We start from the raw sequence: 19,829 nt of genomic DNA, 5'->3' as shown, positions 1-19,829 counted from the left end.
GCCGCCGGGCTCCCCGTCACCGTGCACGCGGGCGAGGCGGCCGGGCCGGAGAGCGTGTGGGAGGCGCTCGACGTGCTCGGCGCCGCGCGCATCGGCCATGGGGTGCGGTCGGCGGACGACCCCGCCCTGCTCGACCGGCTCAGGCGTGACGGCATCGCCTTGGAGATGTGCCCGGCCAGCAACCTGCAGACCGGGGCGGTACGCGAGACCGCCGCCCATCCCGCCGACCGCCTGCTGGCCGAGGGGCTGGCCGTCACCATCTCCACCGACGCCCGCACCACCTCCGGCACCACGGTCACCCGCGAGTTCCAGCGGATGAGGGAGTGGTACGGCTGGACCGGCGACCACGAGGCGCGGTGCCAGGAGCACGCGCGGGCCGCCGCGTTCGGCGACGTGCCCGGCTCCCACGGGGCGACGGGCCTTGGCGGGGCGGTGGGGCCGGCATCGTCCTGACCTCCCCCGCCGGACGCCTACGGCCCTATCAACAGCCGATCGGGCCGGTTGCGCGCTCCCAGCGCGCAACCGGCTCCACCCGATGCGCCGGAACCACCACCCCTGGAGTGCACATCCTCATGGCGTCGCTCACGAAACTGGTCCTCGTCATCAGCGCCGATCTGCCGGCCCCGTCGGCCGTGAACGCCGCGGCCGTGCTCGGGCTCAGCATGGGCCGACGGCTGCCGTCCGCTCCCCCGGCGCCCGATGCCATGGACGTCCCAGCTGACCTCGCCCCCGGCCAGAACCCGCACCCGGTGTCCGTCCTGCGCGCCACACCAGAGCAACTGCGCGAGCTGTACGCCACGGCGCGCGCCAGAGACGAGCTGATCACCGTAGGTCTCGACCAGCAGCCCCGCGACCGCGACGACCAGGTCGCCGTCGCGGTGTTCGGTCCACGCGACCATGTCACGGCAGCGACCGAACACCTTCCTCACGAACAGGGCCCGCCTGTCCCCGGCGCGGACGGCCGGCGGAGGCGAGCCGAGATGTTCCCCACGGCCGATGACCGCCGGTTCGACCCGCCTGCGACGGGCGACGAGCGGCGCATGCTCACGGACTTCCTGCGAGCACAACGTTCGACTCTGGAGATGAAATGCTCCGGCCTGGACACCGAACTGTCCCGCCGGTCGGTCGAGCCCTCCACCCTCTCGCTGCTGGGGCTGGTCCGCCACCTGGCCGACGTGGAACGTCGCTGGTTCCGGCGCGTCCTGGCCGGCCATGACGCACCGCCTCTCTTCTCTTCGGCCACCCGGCCCGATGGGGACTTCGACGGCGCGGCGCCCGATCGGCGGGTCGTCGCGGAGGCATGGGAGGCATGGCGCAGCGAGGTGGCGTTCGCCGACGCGTTCACGGCCGACGCACCCGACCTGAACCTGGAGGGCCACGACGAGTGGCGCGGACGCGTGTCGCTGCGCTGGGTGCTCATCCACATGATCGAGGAGTACGCCCGGCACAACGGCCATGCCGACCTGCTCCGTGAACGCATCGACGGAACGATCGGGCTGTGAGGACGGCACACGGCCGTCACCCCGGCGATCGGTCGCCTCAGCTTCGGGGTCCGGGCGAGACGTGAAGGACCTCGTAGTCCGCGCTCCTGGGCGGGTCGGTGCTCAATGTGGCCAGCAGCAAAGTCCATGTCGTGACGTCGACCGCGGCCACTCTCCGCACGGCCGACGGGCCGGTCGAGGCGAGGAAGTCGCCGGTGAGGTTCTCCATGACCTGTGCCGGGGCGACGCCGGCGGGCAGCGGTCGCGTTGCCATCCGCATCGATCGGGCTTGGTCGAGTCGACCGGGCCCCGTCGTGACGCCGACAATGGTCCAATCCTGGATCGGACGTCGGCCGAAGTCACGCACGATCGCGGAGTATCCGGGTTCCCCCCAGCAGAACGCCCTCATCCCGTCGATGTCGTTCCAGACGTAGAACGGGGCGTACTCGTTGGCCTCCGCGCCGTTGGCCTTCTCCCTGATCAGGTACGCCTTGAAGTCCAGGCCACCGAACCGGTCGAGCAGATGGCCGGATCGGGCGACGCGGTCGCGAATGATCCGCATGTCGTAGTCGGCCGGCAACGGGACCGCGTACTGCATGGCATACATCAGTGGGCTTCCTCCCGGGTGGTGGGCCGGTAGTCGTTGTACGTGGCGTCTGAGACGGGTCCGCTCCACGTCACCGTGCCACCGTCGGCTGCCGCTTCCGGAGTGGCGACATGTGTCATGGGTCCCGACGGTCCGGCTCCGTGCCAGTGCGGGGCCCCGGGCGGGATGGGTGCGTGCACCGGCGGCGAACGTGACCTCGTACGCCGCCAGCCTCGAGGCCGCGACCTGGATGTCCTTCGGACTGGTCGCGGCGTAACCGCGCACCCACAGCAGCTCTCGCGTCGCGAACATCAAACGGTCCCGTGTTCCATGCCACTATCGTACATACTAGTAGGTACAGTCCCCCACGATGTAGTCGGCGACATCGAACCTCGCCAACCTGAGACAATCGCATCGCCTCGGGGCTCATCGCCCGGATCCGAGATGAGCCGGATCCCCGGCGGCGATCAGCACGAGAGCGCCGCGCGCTCAGGCATCGCATGCAGGACAGAGTCTCCTCACCCAAGCGATACATCAACGCACAGTTACTACTGACTACGCTACGTGTTTACGTGCCCCGGCGGAAAGGAAGTGTCACATGCACCTGCCCATGCCACCCACCCCAGCTCCCATCCCGTCCTGAGCGCCGCCTGAACGGCCACCTGCCTGCCCGCCGTCGCAGCTCACCCGCTCGCCCGGCCCACCCCATCTGATGCGTCCCGCATGAGCTGGCGAAACCGAATGAGCGTGCGTGTGCGCTTCCCCACGCGAAGGAACGACACCACCCATCGTCGACCACCTCGGCCTGGACGGCGGCTCCACCCGCCGCCGTACGTGCTCAGCACCCGGTACCGCCGGCTCCCCTGAACTGGACCCGCGTTCGTACCGCCCGCTGACCTGAGAGAGCAGCCACCAGATCTCCAGCAGCCCCGAACGCCGTGGTCAGACATGCGTTCGCGTTCTTCCGCACGCCGAAGACCCGACTCGAAGGCGTTTCCCACCCGCAGTGAAGGAACAGCAGTGAGCGCTACCGCCCAGCAGTACCCCCGCAGTGTTCCCGCCGCCTCCCGCCGCCTGCGCCGTGCCGGGCGTGCCGGCCGGGTCCTGGCGATCCTGGCGTTGAGCGCGACGGCCCTGGCCGTTCCCGTGCCCGCCCAGGCTCGGGCCCAGGCGCCCGAGCAGGTGGCGGTGTCCCTGGGGGACAGCTTCATCTCCGGCGAGGCGGGCCGGTGGTGGGGCAACAGCACGGTGGCCGCCGCCGCGGGCTGCACCCGCGGCGGAACCGACCGGGCCGCCTATCGTAGGCATCTGATCTGCCGCTACGACGCCAAGCGGGTCTATGGCGACACGGCCCTGCACGGAGCGGGCACCGGATGTCACCGCTCCGACGTCGCCGAGATCACCGGGCTGCGCCGTGCCGGGCTCACCCCGATCAACCTGGCCTGCTCGGGGGCGGAGACCCGGCACGTCATCAGCGAGGCGTTCAAGGAGAACACCGCCTCCCAAGCCGACCTGCTGGCCCAGGTGGCCGCCACCCGGCAGGTCGAGTTGGTCGTGCTCTCGATCGGCGGCAACGACCTGAACCTGTCCGGGATGCTGCGCCGCTGCGCAGCCCTGTACATGGCGAGCGACCGGCGCTCCTGCGCCTCCGCGGGCGAGGGCGACCGGTTCCTCGCCGCGCTACCGGCGGTGGAGCAGCAGGTGACGCTGGCGGTGCAGAAGATCCGCCAGGTGATGAGCCAGGCGCCGGCCCGTTCCGCCGGCTACCGGCTGATCCTGCAGTCCTATCCCTCTCCGGTGCCTTCCTCGGCCCGGGTGCGCTACAGCGAGGGCAGCGGCGGCAAGACCGCCACGCGGACGCTCGTAGGCGGCTGCCCGCTGTGGGACGCCGACTTCGACCTGATGCACGACACCCTGGCACCCGCGATCGACGCCATGCTGCGCCGGGTGGCCACCGCGACCGGCGCGGAGTTCTTGAGCATGCTGGGCGCCGTGGAGGGCCACGCGTTGTGCGAGCGGGCCACCCGCCAAGCCGGCACACTGGACGACGCCGCCGACCTCGGCGACACCATGGAGTGGGTCCGGTACGGCACCGTCGGCGCCAAGATCAGCCAGGGGCACCAGCAGGAGGCCATGCACCCCAACGCGTTCGGCCAGCAGGCACTCGGCCGCTGCCTGCTGGCCCTCTACCGCAACCCCAGCGCCCAGCCCTGCGACACGGACGCGCCTAGGAGCCGGCCCTGATCTGGTCCACGGCCGGTCTCACCCGTGATGCTGGCCCTGCTCGGCAGGCTCGATGGTGCGGTCCGGGGGCGGGAACCGCTGCCGCGCCATCGCAGGCGACCGCGACAGCCGCGTAGTCACACTCTCCCATACGCCGCCCATCGACTCGCCTGGATCATCTGCCGAGGCGTCCCCTCTCATCAGCGCTTTCAGTCATGCTCGGCACGTTCTCGCGCTCGACGCCAGACACAGAATGTGACTTAATGATTACAGTCAGTGTTCTTTGCTTCGCGAAGAGGAGAGCCATGCGTCTGCACTCTGCCCTGGCCGCCGTCGGCGGCTCCCTCGTGTTGGTTCTGGCCGTTCCCGCCTCCGCATCGGCCGCCATGGGCCAGTTCCGCTACTCCTATCAGACCGCCGACGGATACGACGCCGTCGGCTTCATCAACAACCCACAGAGCAGGACCTGCATCGACCTCCAGAGGGCGGGCTCTGACGGCACGTCGGCCGCCTACGCGCCGAAGAACCTGACCGACTCAACAGCCACGGTCTTCCTCGAGGCCGGCTGCAGGGGGGATGTCTTCTACAGCCTGCGTCCCGGCGCAGGCGCCTCCGAGCGCCTGTTGGTGCGCTCCGTCGTCTTCTCCTGAAGTGGCGAGCGGCGCCCCCTCCCGCTCCCCCATGGGCGCGACGCGTGGCATGAAGGAGGCGGCTCAGCCAGGCGCAAGCGCACCCTGCGCGACGTGACCGCGATGGCCCCCGGGCGGCTGAGGGCACGTCGAAGCCTGAGGCGTTGAGCGCGCAGAATCCCGATCAACGGCTGGTCAGACGCTGCCGGCATCCGCGCGGCCGTCAAAGAGATGGTCACGGGCGGGCGAAGGTTCCGGCGGGTGGCGGCGGAGCGGGGTCGTCGGCGGGGAGGCCGCATCCATGGCAGATCTTCCCTTTGGTGATCGGGCGGACTTCGAGGCCGCTGACCGCGGGTTCGTGGCCGCGCTCAGTCCTGCGATGGTCAGGGCCGACGGCCATGTCGTGTGGGACAGCGACTCCTACCGGTTCCTGGAGCAGGAGTGCCCGGACACCGCGCATCCCAGCCTGTGGCGGCAGGGACAGTTGTGCGTCAAGCAGGGCCTGTACGAGGTGACCGACGGCATCTACCAGGTACGCGGCCTGGACCTGTCGAACATGACCCTGATCGAGGGCGAGCACGGCGTCATCGTGATCGACCCGCTGCTGTCCGTCGAATGCGCCGCAGCCGGGCTGAAGCTCTACCGCGAGCAGCGAGGAGACCGCCCGGTCACCGGGGTGATCTACACCCATTCCCACGCCGACCACTTCGGCGGAGTGCGTGGCGTCACCGACGGCGGCGTGCCGATCCTGGCCCCGGCCGGATTCATGCACCACGCGGTGTCGGAAAACGTCTACGCGGGCACGGCGATGAACCGCCGCGCCACGTACATGTACGGCCCGGCTCTGCCCCGCTCCGCGGAAGGGCAGATCGGAACCGGGCTGGGCATGACCACCTCGACCGGCACCATTTCTCTCATCCCGCCGAGTAAGGACATCACGTGCACCGGGCAGGAGGAAACGCTCGACGGCGTGCGGCTCGTCTTCCAGCTCACCCCGGGCACCGAGGCGCCGGCGGAGATGAACTTCCTCATCCCTGAGCGCCGGGCGTTGTGCATGGCCGAGAACGCCACGCACAACCTGCACAACATCCTCACGCTGCGCGGCGCGCTGGTCCGTGACCCGCGTGTCTGGTCGCGTTATCTGACCGAGGCGATCGCCTTGTTCGCCGGCCAGGCCGAGGTCTGTTTCGCCTCGCACCACTGGCCCACCTGGGGCACGCAGAACATCGTCACGTTCCTGTCGCAGCAACGCGACCTGTACGCCTACCTGCACGACCAGACGCTGCGCATGCTGAACAAGGGCATGACCGGCACCGAGATCGCCGAGGCCATGCGCATGCCTCCGGCTCTGGAGCAGGCGTGGCACACCCACGGTTACTACGGCTCGGTCAGCCACAACGTCAAGGCGATCTACCAGCGCTATCTGGGCTGGTTCGACGGCAACCCGGCGCACTTGTGGGAGCACCCACCGGTCGAGCAGGCCCGCCGCTACGTCGAGTGCATGGGCGGACGCGACGGCGTCCTCGCCTACGCCCGCCGCTACCTCGACGACGGCGACCTGCGGTTCGCCGCCACGCTGCTCAACCACGCCGTCTTCGCCGACGAGCACGACAATCAGGCGCGCTCGATGCTCGCCGAGGTCTACACCCGGCTCGGCCACGGCTGCGAGAACGGCACCTGGCGCAACTTCTACCTGGTCGGCGCGCTGGAACTGACCAGCGGCGTCGTCCCCGCCGACCTCGACACCGCCTCGCCGGAAATGCTCGCCGCCCTCACCGTCGAGCAGATCTTCGACTCCCTGGCCATCCGCGTCGACGGGCCCCGCGCGTGGAACGAGAGCCTGGCCATCGACTGGCACCTGACGGACCTGAACCAGCGCCACCGCACCACGCTGTCCAACGGCGCGCTCATCCACCAGGCCGACCCGCCGCCGCAGCCTGCGGACCTGACGCTCACGCTCACCCATCAGCAACTGCTCGGCCTGCTCACCGGCCGGCAGTCCGGCGGCATCGAGCATGAGGGCGACATGGAGGTCCTGCGCCGCCTGACCGCCGTCCTGGAGGATCCGGAGCCAGCGTTCGCGATCGTGACGCCGTAACCCGGCCGATGGCCCGGGAGTCGTACCCCGGGCGACTCCGGCGTCAGCCAAGAAGGCTGCGCAGGCCTTTGGCGAGGAACAGCAGGGCGAAGACCAGGATCAGGAGCAGGGACAGGGCGCCGTTGTGCCGGATGAGCCAGTCGCGCATCCGCTGAAGGCGCTGCTCGCCGCCCGCACTGAGCGCGGTGGCGTAGGGGGTGAGCACCCCGATGCTGCCGATGACGACGAACACGGCGGTGAGGACGAACTGCCGGCCGAGAGGCAGCGGCTCGTGGGCGGCGGTGATGGCGCCGCCCGCCAGGGAGGCCAGGTTGACCGGGTTGGCCACGATGAGCAGCGCCGCCACGCCGATGATCTTGGATGGGGTGAGGGTGTCCATGGCGGCGAGCCAGCGGGGCACTTGAGGGGCCACGCCTTCTCGGCGGCGGGCGGCCCGCCGGACTCCCGTGACGGCCATCGCCAGCAGGAGCGCACCGATGATCAGAGCGAGCCAGGCGACCCACGCCGGCCGGGCGTGTCCGGCAGCCCCGGCCGAACCCAGCACGGCGATGAGGACGATCAGCACGATCCAGCTCATGAGCAGCCAGGTGGCTTCGAACAGCAGCGCTTTGGCGCGGCCGTTGGCACTGATCAGCAGGGCGATGACGGCCACCACCGGGAAGGGCGAGACGATCAGGCCGAGGGTGTAGGGCAGCATGTCGGCGAAGGCCTTACCCATGGTCACTCTCCCAGGAAGCCCGGTTCGAAGGCGTAGAACAGCAGGAACACCGCCGCGCAGACGAGCGCCTGGGCACAGGTCGGCCACCGGTGGCGGCCCGGCGATCCGCGCGGAGCCGACATTGAGCGGGATGGCCAGTGCGGCGAAAGCGGCAACGGCTCCCCCAGCACCGCACGCACGCCTCACCCCCGTGCGGCTGACGTACCCCTTCTGAGCAGGAACGATGCTCTCCCGAGCGTTCCCTTGCCCTGTTGTTGGCGAGGAACCAGAAGAGTCCGTCGAGGGTAGATGCGGGGGGCCGGTCCGCCGTTCCCGGGTGGGGCTCTGTGCGGCTACCGGCGCGCATGGCCGCGCCCGGATCCGCCGGCGGCGCTGGTGCCGCAGGCGTTCGCCTCCGCACCGCTGGCGGGCCTGCCGGCGGCGTCGGGCCTGTACACGGCACTCGGCGCGATGATCGGGTACGCGCTGCTCGCGGGCCCCCCTTCCTGAGTGTCAGCCAGGAGTCGTCGGTCGCGATCGTGGTGGACGAAGCGCTCGCCACCGTCCAGGGCGGCGCGCGATCGTGACTCCACGCTTGAGCTGATCGACGATGTAACCTGATCGCTGACTCTGGGCTCACGGCATCAGGCCGTCCGGCGTACGGACGGGTCGGGACGCCTGACGCCGGAGACGATCAGCACGACCACGCCGGCCAGACAGAGCCAGGAGAACAGGTCTCCCACCGTGCCGTAAACCGTCCGCACCGCCTGGACGGGGAGGTAGGCGACCATGGAGACCTGGCCGGCGGCGAAATAGTCGGCTGTGGCGAGCATGCGCCCCTGTGGGTCGACTGCGCTGGACAGCCCGTGATCGGCCGGGCGGAGCAGGGCATATCCGTTCTCCACGGCGCGGAAGATCGCTCGCTGCGCGTGGGCGGCGTCCATGCCCTGCCAGTCCCGGGACGGCACGACCATCAGACCTGCCCGTCCGGCGGCCTGGCTCATCAGCGCGGGGAAGTCGGCGTCATAGCAGATGACCCCGGCCAGCCCCCCGTAGGGGGTGTCGAGGACGGGGACCTGGCCGGTGCCGGGAACCAGCCCTTCCATCGGTGTGGGATGGGACTTGTCGTAGTCCCAGCCGACCCGGCCGTCGGGGGTGACCATGATGGTCTTGTTGCGCAGGTACGGCGCCTGGTCGGCGTATACGGACAGGCCCGCCACGAGGTAGACGTGATGCCGTGCGGTCAGTGTCCGGATCCGGGAGAGCAAGGCGTCCAGGTCCCGCTGCATGGTCCAGGCAGCGGTTTCCGACCAGGCGATGATTCTGGCGCCGGCGGCTGCCTCCTGCTCGCTGCGTGCCAGCAGTTCGTCCGTCGCACCGGCGAGCGCCTGCCGCTGCGCCTCCGGCGCGCGGGCCAGGACCTGTTCGAACGATCCGTACTGCGCGCGCAGCCGGGCGGTGGCGGCCGCTCTGGCCTCGGCGGCGGCCGTGGACGGGCTGATGGCGGCGACGCGTACCGACGCCGCGGACGGCGGGAAGAACGCCAGCCGGGCGCCGCCCCCGGCCAGCACCGCGAGGAGGACCGCCGCGTAGATGAGAACCGGCAGGGGCCGGCTGAGGCCCCGCTGCCAGACCTGGTTGACGACCGGGGCACACCAGGTCACCAGGAAGCTCACACCGTACGCGCCGGTCACGGATGCGATCTGGATCAACGGCAGGTCGTCGTGCTGGGTGGTGCCGAGAACGACGAAGGCGCCGAACGGGGTCATCTGCGCGAGCAGGAATTCCACGGTCACCCAGGCGAGCGGGAACACCAGGCTGCCCGCGATCTCCCTGCGGGGCGCGAGGAGGCGATCGAGCAGGAACGGCAAGGCCAGCAGGGCGGCCACGGCCGTCACCACGAGTACCGAGACCCCGGCGGGCAGCCTGACGAGCAGGCCCGTCTGGTACAGCCACGCCAGTCCCCCGATGGCCTGGACGAGCCACAGGGCGGCGAAGCCGGGCAGGACCCGGCTGCGGCGGGCGAACCGCATCAGGAAGACGGGGAACAACCAGGCTGCGACGGCCACTTGCCAGGGACCGTGCCAGCCCAGGATGGACAAACCTCCGCCTGCGGCCAGCCAGAGAAAACGGGGAATGCTGTCTTCCCTGCGTGACGTGTCAATCATCCTGGCAGTCTGGCGAGCACGTCCGGCCAGGTGAAGCGTGCTGCCACCAGCGAGTACTGGGTGCTGGCACGTATGGTCGGGTCGGGGCTGGTAAGGCGTTAAATGGTGAGATGTTTCCGATGTGGCGCGTGATTCCCGCCGTGCTCCTTGTCTTCGGCGTGATCATGACCGTGGTCGTCGTGGGCTCTTCGGGCGGGCTGACCATCGTGTTCGTGCTGCTCACGCCGCTGGTGGGCTGGTCGTTCACGATCGCGGGCGTGCTCGCCCGGGTACGCCGTCCGCGGCTGCGCACCGGAGCGCTGATGACCGCCGTCGGCTTCGCCTGGTTCGCTCATCTGCTGACCTGGACGCACACCGCTCCCTGGGTGGTGATCGGTCACGCCCTGAACAACCTCTATGTGGCGCTGGTCGGGCACCTCCTGCTCGCTTTCCCCACGGGCAGACTGCGCACCCGGCCGCTGCGCGCCCTCGTGGCGCTGGGCTATGCCGATGTGCTGGGAGTACACGCGGCCGCCGCTCTTCTGCCAGCGGGCCCGATGGCGGCGGTACTGACCGGCGTCGAGTACGGTGCCGGGATCATGTTGCTGATCGCGGCGGTCACGGTGCTGGCCATGCGGTGGTGGCGGGCCGGGCCTGTCGAGCGGCACGAGATGAGGTCCCACCTGTGGGCTGGGGCCCTGGCCGGCATAGCGTTGGCCGCCAACGTGCTCAGCGTCTGGCTCGCGCCGGGCTGGCAGTGGCCGCTGTTCGCGCTGTTCACGGCGGCGCTGGCGGCTGTCCCTGTCGCGTTCCTGGCCGGGCTGCTCGACCTGCGGCTGCGCAGGGCCGAGGTGGCCGATCTCCTCACCGGGAACGGCCGGTACGAGCAGCTCGACGTGGGGCTGGCCCGGGCACTGCGTGACCCGTCGCTCCGGATCGCCTATCGGGCGGCCGGCCAGGATCGTTTCGTCGACGTCCACGGCCGTCCGGTGGCCATGCCCGCTGAGGGAGGTCGCCAGGCGGCCTCTCTGGTGAGGTGCGACGGCGACACCATCGGGGCCGTCATCCACGACCGGGCGCTGCTGGCCGAGCCCGAACTCCTCGACGCGGTGGCGGCAGCCGCCGGGCTGACCCTGCAGAACCGCCACCTGCACGCCGAACTGCGTGCCAAGCTGGTCGAGTTGCAGGCGTCCCGGGTCCGGCTGGTCGAGGCCGCGGCGGCCGAGCGGCGCCGGATCGAACGTAACCTGCACGACGGCGTTCAGCAGCAGCTCATCTCGGTCGCGATGGGCCTGGCCCTGCTGGATTCCCGGCTGGACCAGCAGGACGGTGCCCGTACGGTCCTGGCGGAGTCCCGCGCCGGCCTGGCCACCGCTCTGGACGATCTCCGCAGGCTGAGCCAGGGCATCCATCCCGCGATTCTCTCGGAACGCGGCCTGCGTGCCGCCGTCTCAGAACTGACCTGGTCCTTCCCCGTTCCGGTCGACCTCCGATGGCACTCAGCTGACCGGCTTTCCGATCCTGTGGAGGCGACGGCCTACTACGTGATCTCCGAAGCGCTGGCGAATGCCGCCAAACACGCCCGTGCCACCGGGGTCTCCGTTCAGGTCACGGCGGCGCCCGGAGAGGTCGCCATCGCCGTCCGCGACAACGGCGTCGGCGGCGCGAATCCGCACGGCGGCGGGCTCAGGGGCCTCAGGGACAGGGTGGAGGCGCTCGGTGGCACCATGACGATCACCAGCCGATCGGGAACAGGCACGACGGTGGACGCGGTGCTGCCATGCGCGTGATCGTGGCCGACGACGCGGTGCTCCTGCGGGAGGGTTTGAGCCGGTTGCTGGCCGAGGCAGGCTTCGAGATCGCCGGCACCGCGGCTGACCACGACGGGCTGCTCACCCTGGTCGAGGCGGAGCGGCCGGACGTCGCGGTCGTGGACATCCGCATGCCGCCCACGTACACCGACGAGGGACTGCGCGCCGCCCGGGAGATCCGTGCCCGTCACCCGGCGACCGGCGTGCTCGTGCTGTCGCAGCACGTACGCGTGACGTACGCGCTCGAACTGTTCGGCCATGACCCTCGCGGCGTCGGCTACCTCCTCAAGGACCGGGTCGCCGACCTGGAGGAACTCACCGCGGCCGTGCGGCGGGTGGCGCGCGGCGGCTCGGCCTTGGACCCAGAGGTGGTCGCTCTCCTCCTGGGACGCCGCCAGGCCGCCGACGGTCCGGCCACGATGACCAACCGCGAACGCGAAGTCCTCGCTCTCATGGCCGAAGGCCGCTCCAACGGCGCCATCGCCCGGCGGCTCGGCATCGCCGAGCGCACGGTGGAGAAACACATCGCCGCCGTCTTCGGCAAACTCCAGATCCCCGCCCACGCCGACGACCACCGCCGTGTCCTGGCCGTCCTCGCCCATCTCCGCCGATGACCGCACACGCGCGCGAGGGCCAGGCCCAGTTCCTGATCCAACACCGTGACCAACCGAGACATGAAGGGCCCTGCGTCATCGCAGGTCAGCGACCGCTGCGCGGCACCGGCATCGCGGCGTCGCAACGCGCTCGCGTCATCCCGTGCTGCCCGCCTTCCCGGCCTTCCGCGCGCTTCGCCTCGGGGAAGCCATCGTGCCCCGCTACCCTGCCGGCTCTCGCAGCTTCGCGGGAGACCTCCTGTCCGCCGGCACACGATCGGCCTCGATACGGGCTCGCCTCATGGGCACGACCAGCCGCCGACAGCGCCGCCCCACTGTGATGGCCGTCTTCCACCGCGGCACGCCCAGGCGTGAGGGGAAGGCCCGGACCGCAGCCAGGACGCTCCGCACGGTGACGGTGTCCAAGCGGCCGGCGGGCCGGCTGATAGGGGTCCAGGCGATGGCCAGCATGCCGCCCAGCAGGCCCAGGATCATGCCGAGCAGGAAGCCGCCCAGGTTGGAGTGGACGAAGGACGCCAGAGACAGCAGCACCGCGATCAGACCGAGGAAAACCCGCTGGGCGGGCTGAAGCCACACGAGCATCCCCGCGATGATCAAGATGAGGGCGATGAGATAGCCGGCCCCCACGGTGCCGAACATGAGGGCCACGGGCAGAGCGTCGAGTGCGAGCGGGATGGAAAGGAGCTCCGTCCCCGCCGCCACGATGAACAGCCCGGCCCAGAACGGCCGGGAACGCCGCCACGACTTCATGATCTCGCACCCTTCATCTCGCGCCGCGCCCGCCGCTCTCCGCCAGGCCGGGGCCGGCTCCACCTCAGTAGCACTCGTGCTCACCGTGCAACAGCCTGAGACCGAGGTCGGGCAGGCTGAACGTGCCGGCCGTGACAGCCCTGGCGCCTAGCCTGACGTCGCGCAGGGTCACCACTCTGGCCTGGCCGCCGAAGGTGCCGGCCCGCCCCCTGCCGGCGGGAACCTCGTCCAGAGTGCTGGCATCCCGGCCCAGCTCAAGGTCGCGGATGGAGGCCGCGGTCTGTCCCACCGACACATCGATCACCAGATCGTCGATGGCGACCTCATTGCCGTCCTGGCCGCCGGTCAGCAGGAGCGTCACCGTGCCCACAGGCGTCTTCACCAGCGCGCTCGAACACAACTCCCTGACCGCGGCCCGCCGCACGCCGGCCACGATGACGGGGACCAGCCGGCCTTTCTTGGTCCGGTCCACGTCGGTGGCCAAGGAGAAGCCCTGACCGCGCAACTCACCGGCGAACAGTTTGAAACCGCGGCCGGAGACCACGAAGGTGGCGCCGATGACTCCCTGAGCTGTGCTGCCGATCAGCAGCGAGGTCATTGCCGCGACGGGAACGAGGATCAGGCCGAAGCGCTTCCATCGCACGCGTCCCTGTTCGGCCATCATGCGCCCCACTTCACGCCGGCCCCCAGGCGGGCCAGCGATGTTACAGAAAGTCACAGGTCGTTCTAGTGCCAGCATGCGGGACGTCCACGGTGCTCGGTGGCCTACACGCCGGAGATCGCGGCGCTTATGGCGTGCGGCTGGACAGATTTGCCGATATCTAGAAGGGCGCACTCTTCATCGGTCAACGCTGATCCCCACCAGGGCGAGCAACGTGGGGAGCCAGGACGCCGGCCCGGCCGCGCCGCCCAGCGGGAACAGGACGGCTGACACGGTGAGGCCGGCCTTGAGCAGGATGATCCCCCGGCCACCCCAGCCGCCACCGGCGGGCCACCTCAGGATCAGCAGCGCGCCACCGCTATGGAGCGGACTGAGCCCGATGATCATCGGTCGCGTTGGTGGCGACGCTGCCCAGCAGGTACTCACCGACCAACGGCGCCCGAACGAGCAGGTCACGTGCTGGAAGAATGCGCTTGAACACGTCTGCCCTCACCGGTTGTAGAGCCTGCGTGCCCACAGGTATCCGCCCAGCGCGATGACCGCGCTCCAGAGAGCCGCCGCCGCGAGGCCGGCTCCCGCGGGCCGCCCGGCCAGCAGCGCGCGCAGGGTTTCGATGACCGGCGTGAACGGCTGGTGTTCGGCGAACCAGCGCAGCGGGCCCGGCATCGACTCCGGCGGGACCACGCCGCTGCCCAGCAAAGGCAGCAGCATCAACGGCATCGGCAGGTTGCTGGCCGTGGCCACGTTCTTGGTGACCATGCCCATCGCGGCCGCCAGCCAGGTGATGGCGAAGGTGAACATCGCCAGCACGCCGACCACCCCGAGCCAGTCCAGCGCGGAGGCGGCGGGGCGGAAGCCGATCAGCAGGGCCGCCAGCGTCACCGCCGCGATCGCGACGAAGTTCTGGACCAGCGCGCCGAGCACGTGCCCGGTCAGGACCGAGACGCGGGCGATGGCCATGGTCTTGAACCTGGTCACGATGCCCTCGGTCATGTCCACGGCCACCGAGATCGCGGTCCCCTGCGCGGCGCTCGCGATCGTCATGATCATGATGCCGGGGGTGATGTAAGCGGCGTAGGCGGCGCGGTCGCCGCCGATCCCGGCGCCCATGATGCCGCCGAGCACGTAGACGAACAGCAGCAGGAGCACCACCGGGACGCCCGCGTAGGTGAGGATCAGCGTGGGGTAGCGCCACATGTGCCTGATCTGGCGCCGCAGCATGGTCGCGGAGTCGATGATCGCCCTCATCGCGTGGGCTCCTCGGTCAGGGCGAGGAAGACGTCGTCCAGGTCGGGCTTGTGCACCGACAGTTCAGCGACGTCCACGGCCTGCGTGTCGAGCCGTTCCAGGAGTCTGCGCAGCGCGTCGACGCCGGTGTCGGGGATCTGCACCGTGAGGGACTCCTCGTCGTATGAGGTGGCCCTCAGGTGGGAGGCCGCCCTGAGGTAACCGTCGGGGTCGGCGAAGCGTACGACGATGTGTCCGCCGGGGACCATGCGCTTGAGTTCCGCAGGGCTGCCCTCGGCCACCAGCCAGCCCTGGCTGAGCAGGGCGATGCGGTCGGCGAGTTCGTCGGCCTCGTCCAGGTATTGGGTGGTCAGGAAGATGGTCACGCCGTCCTGCTGGACGAGGTCGCGGACGATCTGCCACATGGTGCGGCGGCTGCGCGGGTCCAGGCCCGTGGTCGGTTCGTCGAGGAAGATGAGCTTGGGGGTGCCGACGAGGGTCATGGCGAGATCGAGCCGGCGGCGCATGCCGCCCGAGTAGGTGGCCGCGGGCTTGCGCGCGGCGTCGGTGAGGTCGAAGCGTTCCAGCAGCTCGCGGGCGCGCGTGCGGCCCTCGGCCCGGCCGAGGTGGAGCAGGTCGGCCATGAGCCGCAGGTTCTCCTCGCCGGTCAGGAAGCTGTCGACCGCGGAGAACTGGCCGGTGACGCCGATCGCGGCGCGCACCTTGTCGGGTTCTGTGGCCAGGTCGTGCCCGGCGACCCGGATCTCGCCGGCGTCGGCCTTGACCAGGGTGGACAGGATCTGGACCGTGGTGGTCTTGCCTGCGCCGTTCGGGCCGAGCAGCGAGAAGACGGTGCCCTGCCGGATGGACAGGTCGATGCCGTCCAGGACGCGGTGGGCGCCGTAGGACTTCCGCAGTCCCGTCACCGAGACGAAGGGACGCATCGCGTTCACCCCCGATCCCAGGTGACGGGCAGGCTGTGCACGCCGTACACCTGCGAGGGGTCGGTGCGCAACGACAGCTCTTCAGCCGGTACGGCCAGCCGCAGCGTCGGGAAGCGGGTGAGCAGCGCGGGAAACGCGACCCGCATCTCGATGCGGGCGAGTTGCTGACCGAGGCACTGATGGACGCCGTGGCCGAAGGCCAGATGCCCGGCGGCCGAGCGGCGCAGATCGAGCACGTCGGGTTCGGGGAACCTGGCCGGGTCCCTGTTGGCGGCGTTGATCGCGAGGATGACCGTGTCGCCCGCCTTGAGCCACCTGCCGCCGAGCTCCACGTCCTCCAGCACGCCGCGCATACCGGTGGCGGCGACGGACAGGTAACGCAGCAGCTCCTCCACGGCGCCGACGGCCAGATCGGGGTCGCCGCGCAGGGCGGCAAGCTGGGCCGGGTCGCGCAGCAGCGCCAAGGTGCCGAGTGCGAGCATGTTGGCGGTGGTGTCGAGCCCGGCGCCGAGCAGGAACGCGGCCACGCCGCCGAGTTCCTCGTCGGTCAGGTCGCCGCCGGTGGCCAGGTCGCTGAGCAGGTCGTCGGTCGGCTTGGCCCGCTTGGCGAGCGCGAGCTCCCGCAGGTAGGTGCCGAGCTCGGCGAAGGCGGCGTACTGCGCCTCAGCGGTCCCGGCGTCCGGCAGGGTCCGGGTGGAGTTCTGGAACTGGTCGCGGTCCTCGTACGGCACGCCGAGCAGCTCGCAGATCATCAGTGCGGGAACCGGCTGCGCGAAGACCTCGACGAGGTCGGCGGGCGGCCCCTGCCGCTCCATCGTGTCGAGCCGGTCGCGGGTGATCTCGGTGACCCGCTCGGTGAGCAGGTTCATCCTGCGGACGGTGAACTTGCCAGCCAGCAGTTTGCGGTAACGGGTGTGCTGGGGCGCGTCCATGCCGGTCAGGTCGCCAGCGAGAGCGGGCGGCAGGTGGCCGCCCGCCAGGGGATGGTAGTGCGTTTCGTAGCGGGAGCTGAAGCGTGGGTCGGCGAGAATCTGGCGGACCAGGTCGTAACCGGTGATCATCCAGACGCCCGGAGCGCCCTCGGGCACGGCCAGGCGGGCGATCGGCTGCTCCGCGCGCAGGGCGGTGAGCGAAGGGGCGGGATCTAAGGGGCACGCGGGTGCGCGGTCCAGGGACAAAGTGACCGGCTCCACGCGATAGTTCGCGTTCGACATGATTGAAAGCTACGTTGCCTTCAGAAATTCCGTCAATTCACAGAAGTACTTTCATGCAGGCCAAGGCGGTTAAATTGGTGCGTTGGCGCTGAATCCGAATGCAATGATTCGTTGCATTGCATGGTGCCGAACGCAATACTGACGTCATGCCAGAGGGAAGGTTGACGCGGCAGGACCGCCAGCGCATCGCGGCCGGCCTCGCCGAAGGACGTTCGTACGCCGAGATCGCCAGGCGGCTGGACCGGCCGACGTCCACGATCAGCCGGGAGGTCGGCCGCAACGGCGGCCCCGGCGACTACCGCCCCGAGCGAGCGCACCAGGCGGCGGCGCGGCGGGCACGGCGCCGCACGCCGGCCCGCTCCCCCGAACCTCACGACCGCACGGTCGTGGAGGTGGAAGAGGGAGCCGTCGAGCTGGCGGTCGGCATGGGCCTGCCGAAGATGGTGGCGCGCGTGCTCATCGGCCTGTGGCTGAGCGAGAACGGCAGGCTCACCGCCGCCGAGCTCTCGCGCGGACTGAACGTCAGTCCCGCTTCGATCTCCATGGCGGTGGGCTACCTGACCCAGCAGGGGCTGATCAGGCGCGAACGTGATCCGCAGCGGCGCCGCGACCTGTACGTGGTCGACGACGACGCCTGGTACCACTCGACCGTGATCAGCGCCCGGCAGACACTCGCGGCGGCGGAGATCACGAAGACGGCCGGGCAGACGCTCGGGCTCGACACGCCCGTGGGACGCCGCCTGACCAGAGGCGGTGCGTTCCTGGAGCGGATCAGCCTGGACGCTCTGGCCTCGGCCGAACGCTGGCGCGACCTCCCGCCGTGATCAGAGCGCTGGGATCGTTTCCGCTGTGGCGATGTGCAGCCGGGCGATCACTGTTGCTCACCATGGCTGCGGGCCGGGGCCGTCACCGGTTCGTGGTGAAGAACGTGCGGAGGTCGTCGGCGAGGAGTTGAGGTTCCTCTTGCGCGGCATGGTGTCCGCCTCTGTCGTAGGTGTTCCAGTGCACGATGGCGCTGTGGTCGCGTTCGGCGAGCGGGCGGATGGAGGGGAAGAAGTCGTCGGAGAAACAGGCAAGGCCAAGGGGGATCGATGACGGTCCGGCAGGCGGCCGGTTGCCGTGATAGCCGATCAGGGCCGAGCTGCCGGCGGTGTCGGTCAGCCAGTAGATGGCGGCGTTGGTGAGGATGTAGTCGTCGCTCACCGCGTCGCCGAACAGCTGCAGGTTCCAGGCCAACTGGCCGACCGGGGAGTCGGCGAGCGCGTGCGCCAGGGTCTGCGGCTGGGTGGACTGGAGGGCGAGGTAGGCGCTCCGGCCGGCCATGAAGCGTTCCAGGGCGGCCAGCTTCGCCCGGTCGTCCGGTCCCAGCAGGGCGCGCTCCGCCGGATCATCGGACGGCAGGGAGAAGATCTGGGTGACGTGCACCCCGACGACGCGGTACGGATCCAGGCGTCCGAGCTCGATGGAGATCAAGGAGCCGACGTCGTTGCCGTGCGCGCCGTAGCGCTCGTAACCGAGCCGGCGCATCAGCTCCGCCCATGCCGCGGCGACGCGGCGGCGGTTCCAGCCCGGCTCGCGCGGTACACCGGAGAACCCGAAGCCGGGCACTGAGGGGATGACGAGGTGGAAGGCGTCGCTCAGCCGGTCGATCAGCGGCAGGAACTCCGCGACCGACATCGGCCAGCCGTGGGTGAGGATGAGCGGCAAGGCGTCCGGCCGGGCCGAACGGATGTGCAGGAAGTGCACGTCAAGCCCATCGATTTCGGTCATGAACTGCGGGTGGACGTTGATCCGCCGCTCCCAGGCGCGCCAGTCGTAGCCGTCGCGCCAGTACTCGACCAGGTGCCGGACGCGGTCGGCGGGCACGCCGAGCCCGTGGCCGGGCAGCGGGCGGGTGAAGCGGGCCGCGGCCAGCCGGGCGGCCAGGTCGTCCAGGCTCTCCTGCGCAATCCTCACCCGGTACGGCCGCATCATGACCGGGCCGCCTCGTCCAGCACCCATGCCAGCGACTCCGGTTCGGTGATCATCGGCCAGTGCCCGGCGTCCAGCGTGATCACCTCCAAGCCCGGCATACGCGGCGGGCCGCCCGGGTCGGCCGCGCAGGCGATGTAGGTACGGGGCAGCCCCTGCACCGCACGCAGGTCGGCCGGCGCCGGGTCCTGGTAGGTGCCGATCGGCTGGCCGACCCCGCGTGCCCGCAGCCAGGCCCGGTCCTCGGGGGTGAGCCCGTGCTCGCCGAAGCCGGCGTCGATGATCTCGTCGCTCATCACCGGGATCCGCCCGTCCCGGACAGTCCGCATGATCGCTTCGACCACGGGCGCGGGAGTGATGTCGAACAGGCTCCGGCCCGGCTCGGGCAGCAGCGCGGCGAGGTAGACCAGCCGGGCGATCCGTCCGGGAATCATGGTCGCGGCGATCGTGGCCGGGGCTCCGCCGTAGGAGTGCGCCACGAGCACCACCTCGCGCAGCCCGGCGTACTCGATCGCGGCCGTGATGTCGCGGGCATGCGTGGTGAGCGTCGTGTCCGACGAGCCCAGATGCGCGCGGTCGCCGAAACCGGTGAGCGTCAGCGGATGCACCTGGTGGCCGTACGCGGTCAGCAGCGGCGTGACACGCTCCCAGGCCCATGCGCCGAGAAACGAACCGCCGACGAGAACGATGGTCGACATCGCGTCGACTCCTTCCGATCAATGTCTTACCGGCGCAAGACTAGGGAGGATTGTGGACGCTTTCTGCCCTCATTAGGA

The 19,829-nt window shown here is 70.2% G+C and carries 20 protein-coding genes and 1 pseudogene; 9 read left to right on the top strand and 12 right to left on the bottom strand.

Annotation, left to right across the window (positions count from 1 at the left end):
• Nucleotides 1-453 (top strand): annotated as a pseudogene (locus AB0K28_RS50075) (adenosine deaminase); the annotation flags it as partial.
• A 119-nt stretch (nt 454-572) separates the two neighbouring features.
• A complete protein-coding gene (locus tag AB0K28_RS50070) occupies nt 573-1,502 on the top strand; it encodes a DUF664 domain-containing protein (protein ID WP_364385319.1) in 930 nt (309 codons plus the stop codon).
• Nucleotides 1,503-1,539: 37 nt separating this feature from the next.
• Here AB0K28_RS50070 and AB0K28_RS50065 read toward each other — a convergent pair whose 3' ends face one another.
• Nucleotides 1,540-2,088, bottom strand: a complete 549-nt coding sequence (locus tag AB0K28_RS50065; RefSeq protein ID WP_364385316.1) for a DUF4865 family protein — start codon at nt 2,086-2,088, stop codon at nt 1,540-1,542.
• A 999-nt stretch (nt 2,089-3,087) separates the two neighbouring features.
• Between AB0K28_RS50065 and AB0K28_RS50060 the strand changes: the two genes are divergently transcribed.
• The 3 genes from AB0K28_RS50060 to AB0K28_RS50050 all read left to right on the top strand — a co-directional run bounded on the left by AB0K28_RS50060 (nt 3,088) and on the right by AB0K28_RS50050 (nt 7,017).
• Nucleotides 3,088-4,311 carry a GDSL-type esterase/lipase family protein gene (locus tag AB0K28_RS50060; RefSeq protein ID WP_364385313.1) on the top strand — a complete coding sequence of 408 codons (1,224 nt, stop codon included), beginning with the start codon at nt 3,088-3,090 and terminating at the stop codon, nt 4,309-4,311.
• A 284-nt stretch (nt 4,312-4,595) separates the two neighbouring features.
• Nucleotides 4,596-4,940: a hypothetical protein gene (locus tag AB0K28_RS50055; protein WP_364385310.1), complete on the top strand. Its 345-nt coding sequence runs from the start codon at nt 4,596-4,598 to the stop codon at nt 4,938-4,940.
• 280 nt (nt 4,941-5,220) lie between these two features.
• Nucleotides 5,221-7,017, top strand: a complete 1,797-nt coding sequence (locus AB0K28_RS50050) for an alkyl sulfatase dimerization domain-containing protein (RefSeq protein ID WP_364385307.1) — start codon at nt 5,221-5,223, stop codon at nt 7,015-7,017.
• A 43-nt stretch (nt 7,018-7,060) separates the two neighbouring features.
• On the opposite strand, the gene AB0K28_RS50045 is transcribed toward AB0K28_RS50050, so the two are convergent.
• Complete coding sequence (locus tag AB0K28_RS50045) at nt 7,061-7,735, bottom strand: GAP family protein (protein WP_364385304.1); 675 nt, start codon at nt 7,733-7,735, stop codon at nt 7,061-7,063.
• Nucleotides 7,736-7,737: 2 nt separating this feature from the next.
• Nucleotides 7,738-7,914 (bottom strand): hypothetical protein, encoded by a 177-nt coding sequence (locus AB0K28_RS50040; RefSeq protein WP_364385301.1) that lies wholly within the window; start codon nt 7,912-7,914, stop codon nt 7,738-7,740.
• Nucleotides 7,915-8,023: 109 nt separating this feature from the next.
• On the opposite strand from AB0K28_RS50040, the gene AB0K28_RS50035 reads away from it, so the two are divergent.
• Nucleotides 8,024-8,224, top strand: coding sequence for a hypothetical protein (locus AB0K28_RS50035; RefSeq protein ID WP_364385298.1), 201 nt, complete (start codon nt 8,024-8,026; stop codon nt 8,222-8,224).
• A gap of 134 nt (nt 8,225-8,358) precedes the next feature.
• Here AB0K28_RS50035 and AB0K28_RS50030 read toward each other — a convergent pair whose 3' ends face one another.
• A complete protein-coding gene (locus AB0K28_RS50030) occupies nt 8,359-9,882 on the bottom strand; it encodes a nitrilase-related carbon-nitrogen hydrolase (RefSeq protein ID WP_364385295.1) in 1,524 nt (507 codons plus the stop codon).
• A gap of 119 nt (nt 9,883-10,001) precedes the next feature.
• On the opposite strand from AB0K28_RS50030, the gene AB0K28_RS50025 reads away from it, so the two are divergent.
• Both AB0K28_RS50025 and AB0K28_RS50020 read left to right on the top strand, forming a co-directional pair.
• A complete protein-coding gene (locus AB0K28_RS50025) occupies nt 10,002-11,651 on the top strand; it encodes a sensor histidine kinase (RefSeq protein ID WP_364385292.1) in 1,650 nt (549 codons plus the stop codon).
• Nucleotides 11,642-12,286, top strand: a complete 645-nt coding sequence (locus tag AB0K28_RS50020; protein WP_364385289.1) for a response regulator transcription factor — start codon at nt 11,642-11,644, stop codon at nt 12,284-12,286. The genes AB0K28_RS50025 and AB0K28_RS50020 overlap by 10 nt, the downstream gene beginning before the upstream one ends.
• A 201-nt stretch (nt 12,287-12,487) precedes the next feature.
• On the opposite strand, the gene AB0K28_RS50015 is transcribed toward AB0K28_RS50020, so the two are convergent.
• From AB0K28_RS50015 to AB0K28_RS49990, 6 genes are all read right to left on the bottom strand, one after another.
• On the bottom strand, nt 12,488-13,036 hold the full coding sequence (locus AB0K28_RS50015) for a DUF6114 domain-containing protein (protein ID WP_364385286.1): 549 nt from the start codon (nt 13,034-13,036) through the stop codon (nt 12,488-12,490).
• A gap of 64 nt (nt 13,037-13,100) precedes the next feature.
• Nucleotides 13,101-13,700 (bottom strand): DUF6230 family protein, encoded by a 600-nt coding sequence (locus tag AB0K28_RS50010; protein ID WP_364385283.1) that lies wholly within the window; start codon nt 13,698-13,700, stop codon nt 13,101-13,103.
• A 174-nt stretch (nt 13,701-13,874) separates the two neighbouring features.
• Nucleotides 13,875-14,084 carry a hypothetical protein gene (locus tag AB0K28_RS50005; protein ID WP_364385280.1) on the bottom strand — a complete coding sequence of 70 codons (210 nt, stop codon included), beginning with the start codon at nt 14,082-14,084 and terminating at the stop codon, nt 13,875-13,877.
• Nucleotides 14,085-14,186: 102 nt separating this feature from the next.
• Complete coding sequence (locus tag AB0K28_RS50000; protein WP_364385277.1) at nt 14,187-14,945, bottom strand: ABC transporter permease; 759 nt, start codon at nt 14,943-14,945, stop codon at nt 14,187-14,189.
• The gene (locus tag AB0K28_RS49995; protein ID WP_364385274.1) at nt 14,942-15,868 is read right to left on the bottom strand and encodes an ATP-binding cassette domain-containing protein; all 927 of its coding nucleotides are present in this window, start codon (nt 15,866-15,868) and stop codon (nt 14,942-14,944) included. Before AB0K28_RS49995 ends, AB0K28_RS50000 begins: the two co-directional genes overlap by 4 nt.
• A gap of 5 nt (nt 15,869-15,873) precedes the next feature.
• A complete protein-coding gene (locus AB0K28_RS49990) occupies nt 15,874-17,082 on the bottom strand; it encodes a cytochrome P450 (RefSeq protein ID WP_364385271.1) in 1,209 nt (402 codons plus the stop codon).
• Between the two features lie 146 nt (nt 17,083-17,228).
• Here AB0K28_RS49990 and AB0K28_RS49985 point away from each other — a divergent pair, with 146 nt between their 5' ends.
• The gene (locus AB0K28_RS49985) at nt 17,229-17,906 is read left to right on the top strand and encodes a helix-turn-helix domain-containing protein (protein ID WP_364385268.1); all 678 of its coding nucleotides are present in this window, start codon (nt 17,229-17,231) and stop codon (nt 17,904-17,906) included.
• 82 nt (nt 17,907-17,988) lie between these two features.
• Here the strand turns inward: AB0K28_RS49985 and AB0K28_RS49980 are convergent, their stop codons facing one another.
• Together AB0K28_RS49980 and AB0K28_RS49975 are read right to left on the bottom strand one after the other, a co-directional pair.
• Nucleotides 17,989-19,083 carry an epoxide hydrolase family protein gene (locus AB0K28_RS49980; RefSeq protein ID WP_364385265.1) on the bottom strand — a complete coding sequence of 365 codons (1,095 nt, stop codon included), beginning with the start codon at nt 19,081-19,083 and terminating at the stop codon, nt 17,989-17,991.
• Nucleotides 19,053-19,751 (bottom strand): alpha/beta fold hydrolase, encoded by a 699-nt coding sequence (locus AB0K28_RS49975; protein ID WP_364385262.1) that lies wholly within the window; start codon nt 19,749-19,751, stop codon nt 19,053-19,055. The genes AB0K28_RS49980 and AB0K28_RS49975 overlap by 31 nt, the downstream gene beginning before the upstream one ends.
• Between the last annotated feature and the right edge of the window lie 78 nt (nt 19,752-19,829).

The organism is Nonomuraea sp. NPDC049504, assembly GCF_040676845.1.
In the GTDB taxonomy this organism is placed as follows: Bacteria; Actinomycetota; Actinomycetes; order Streptosporangiales; family Streptosporangiaceae; genus Nonomuraea; species Nonomuraea salmonea.
The sequence above is the reverse complement of the archived record's forward strand: the minus strand, read 5'-3'. Positions and strand labels throughout refer to the sequence as shown.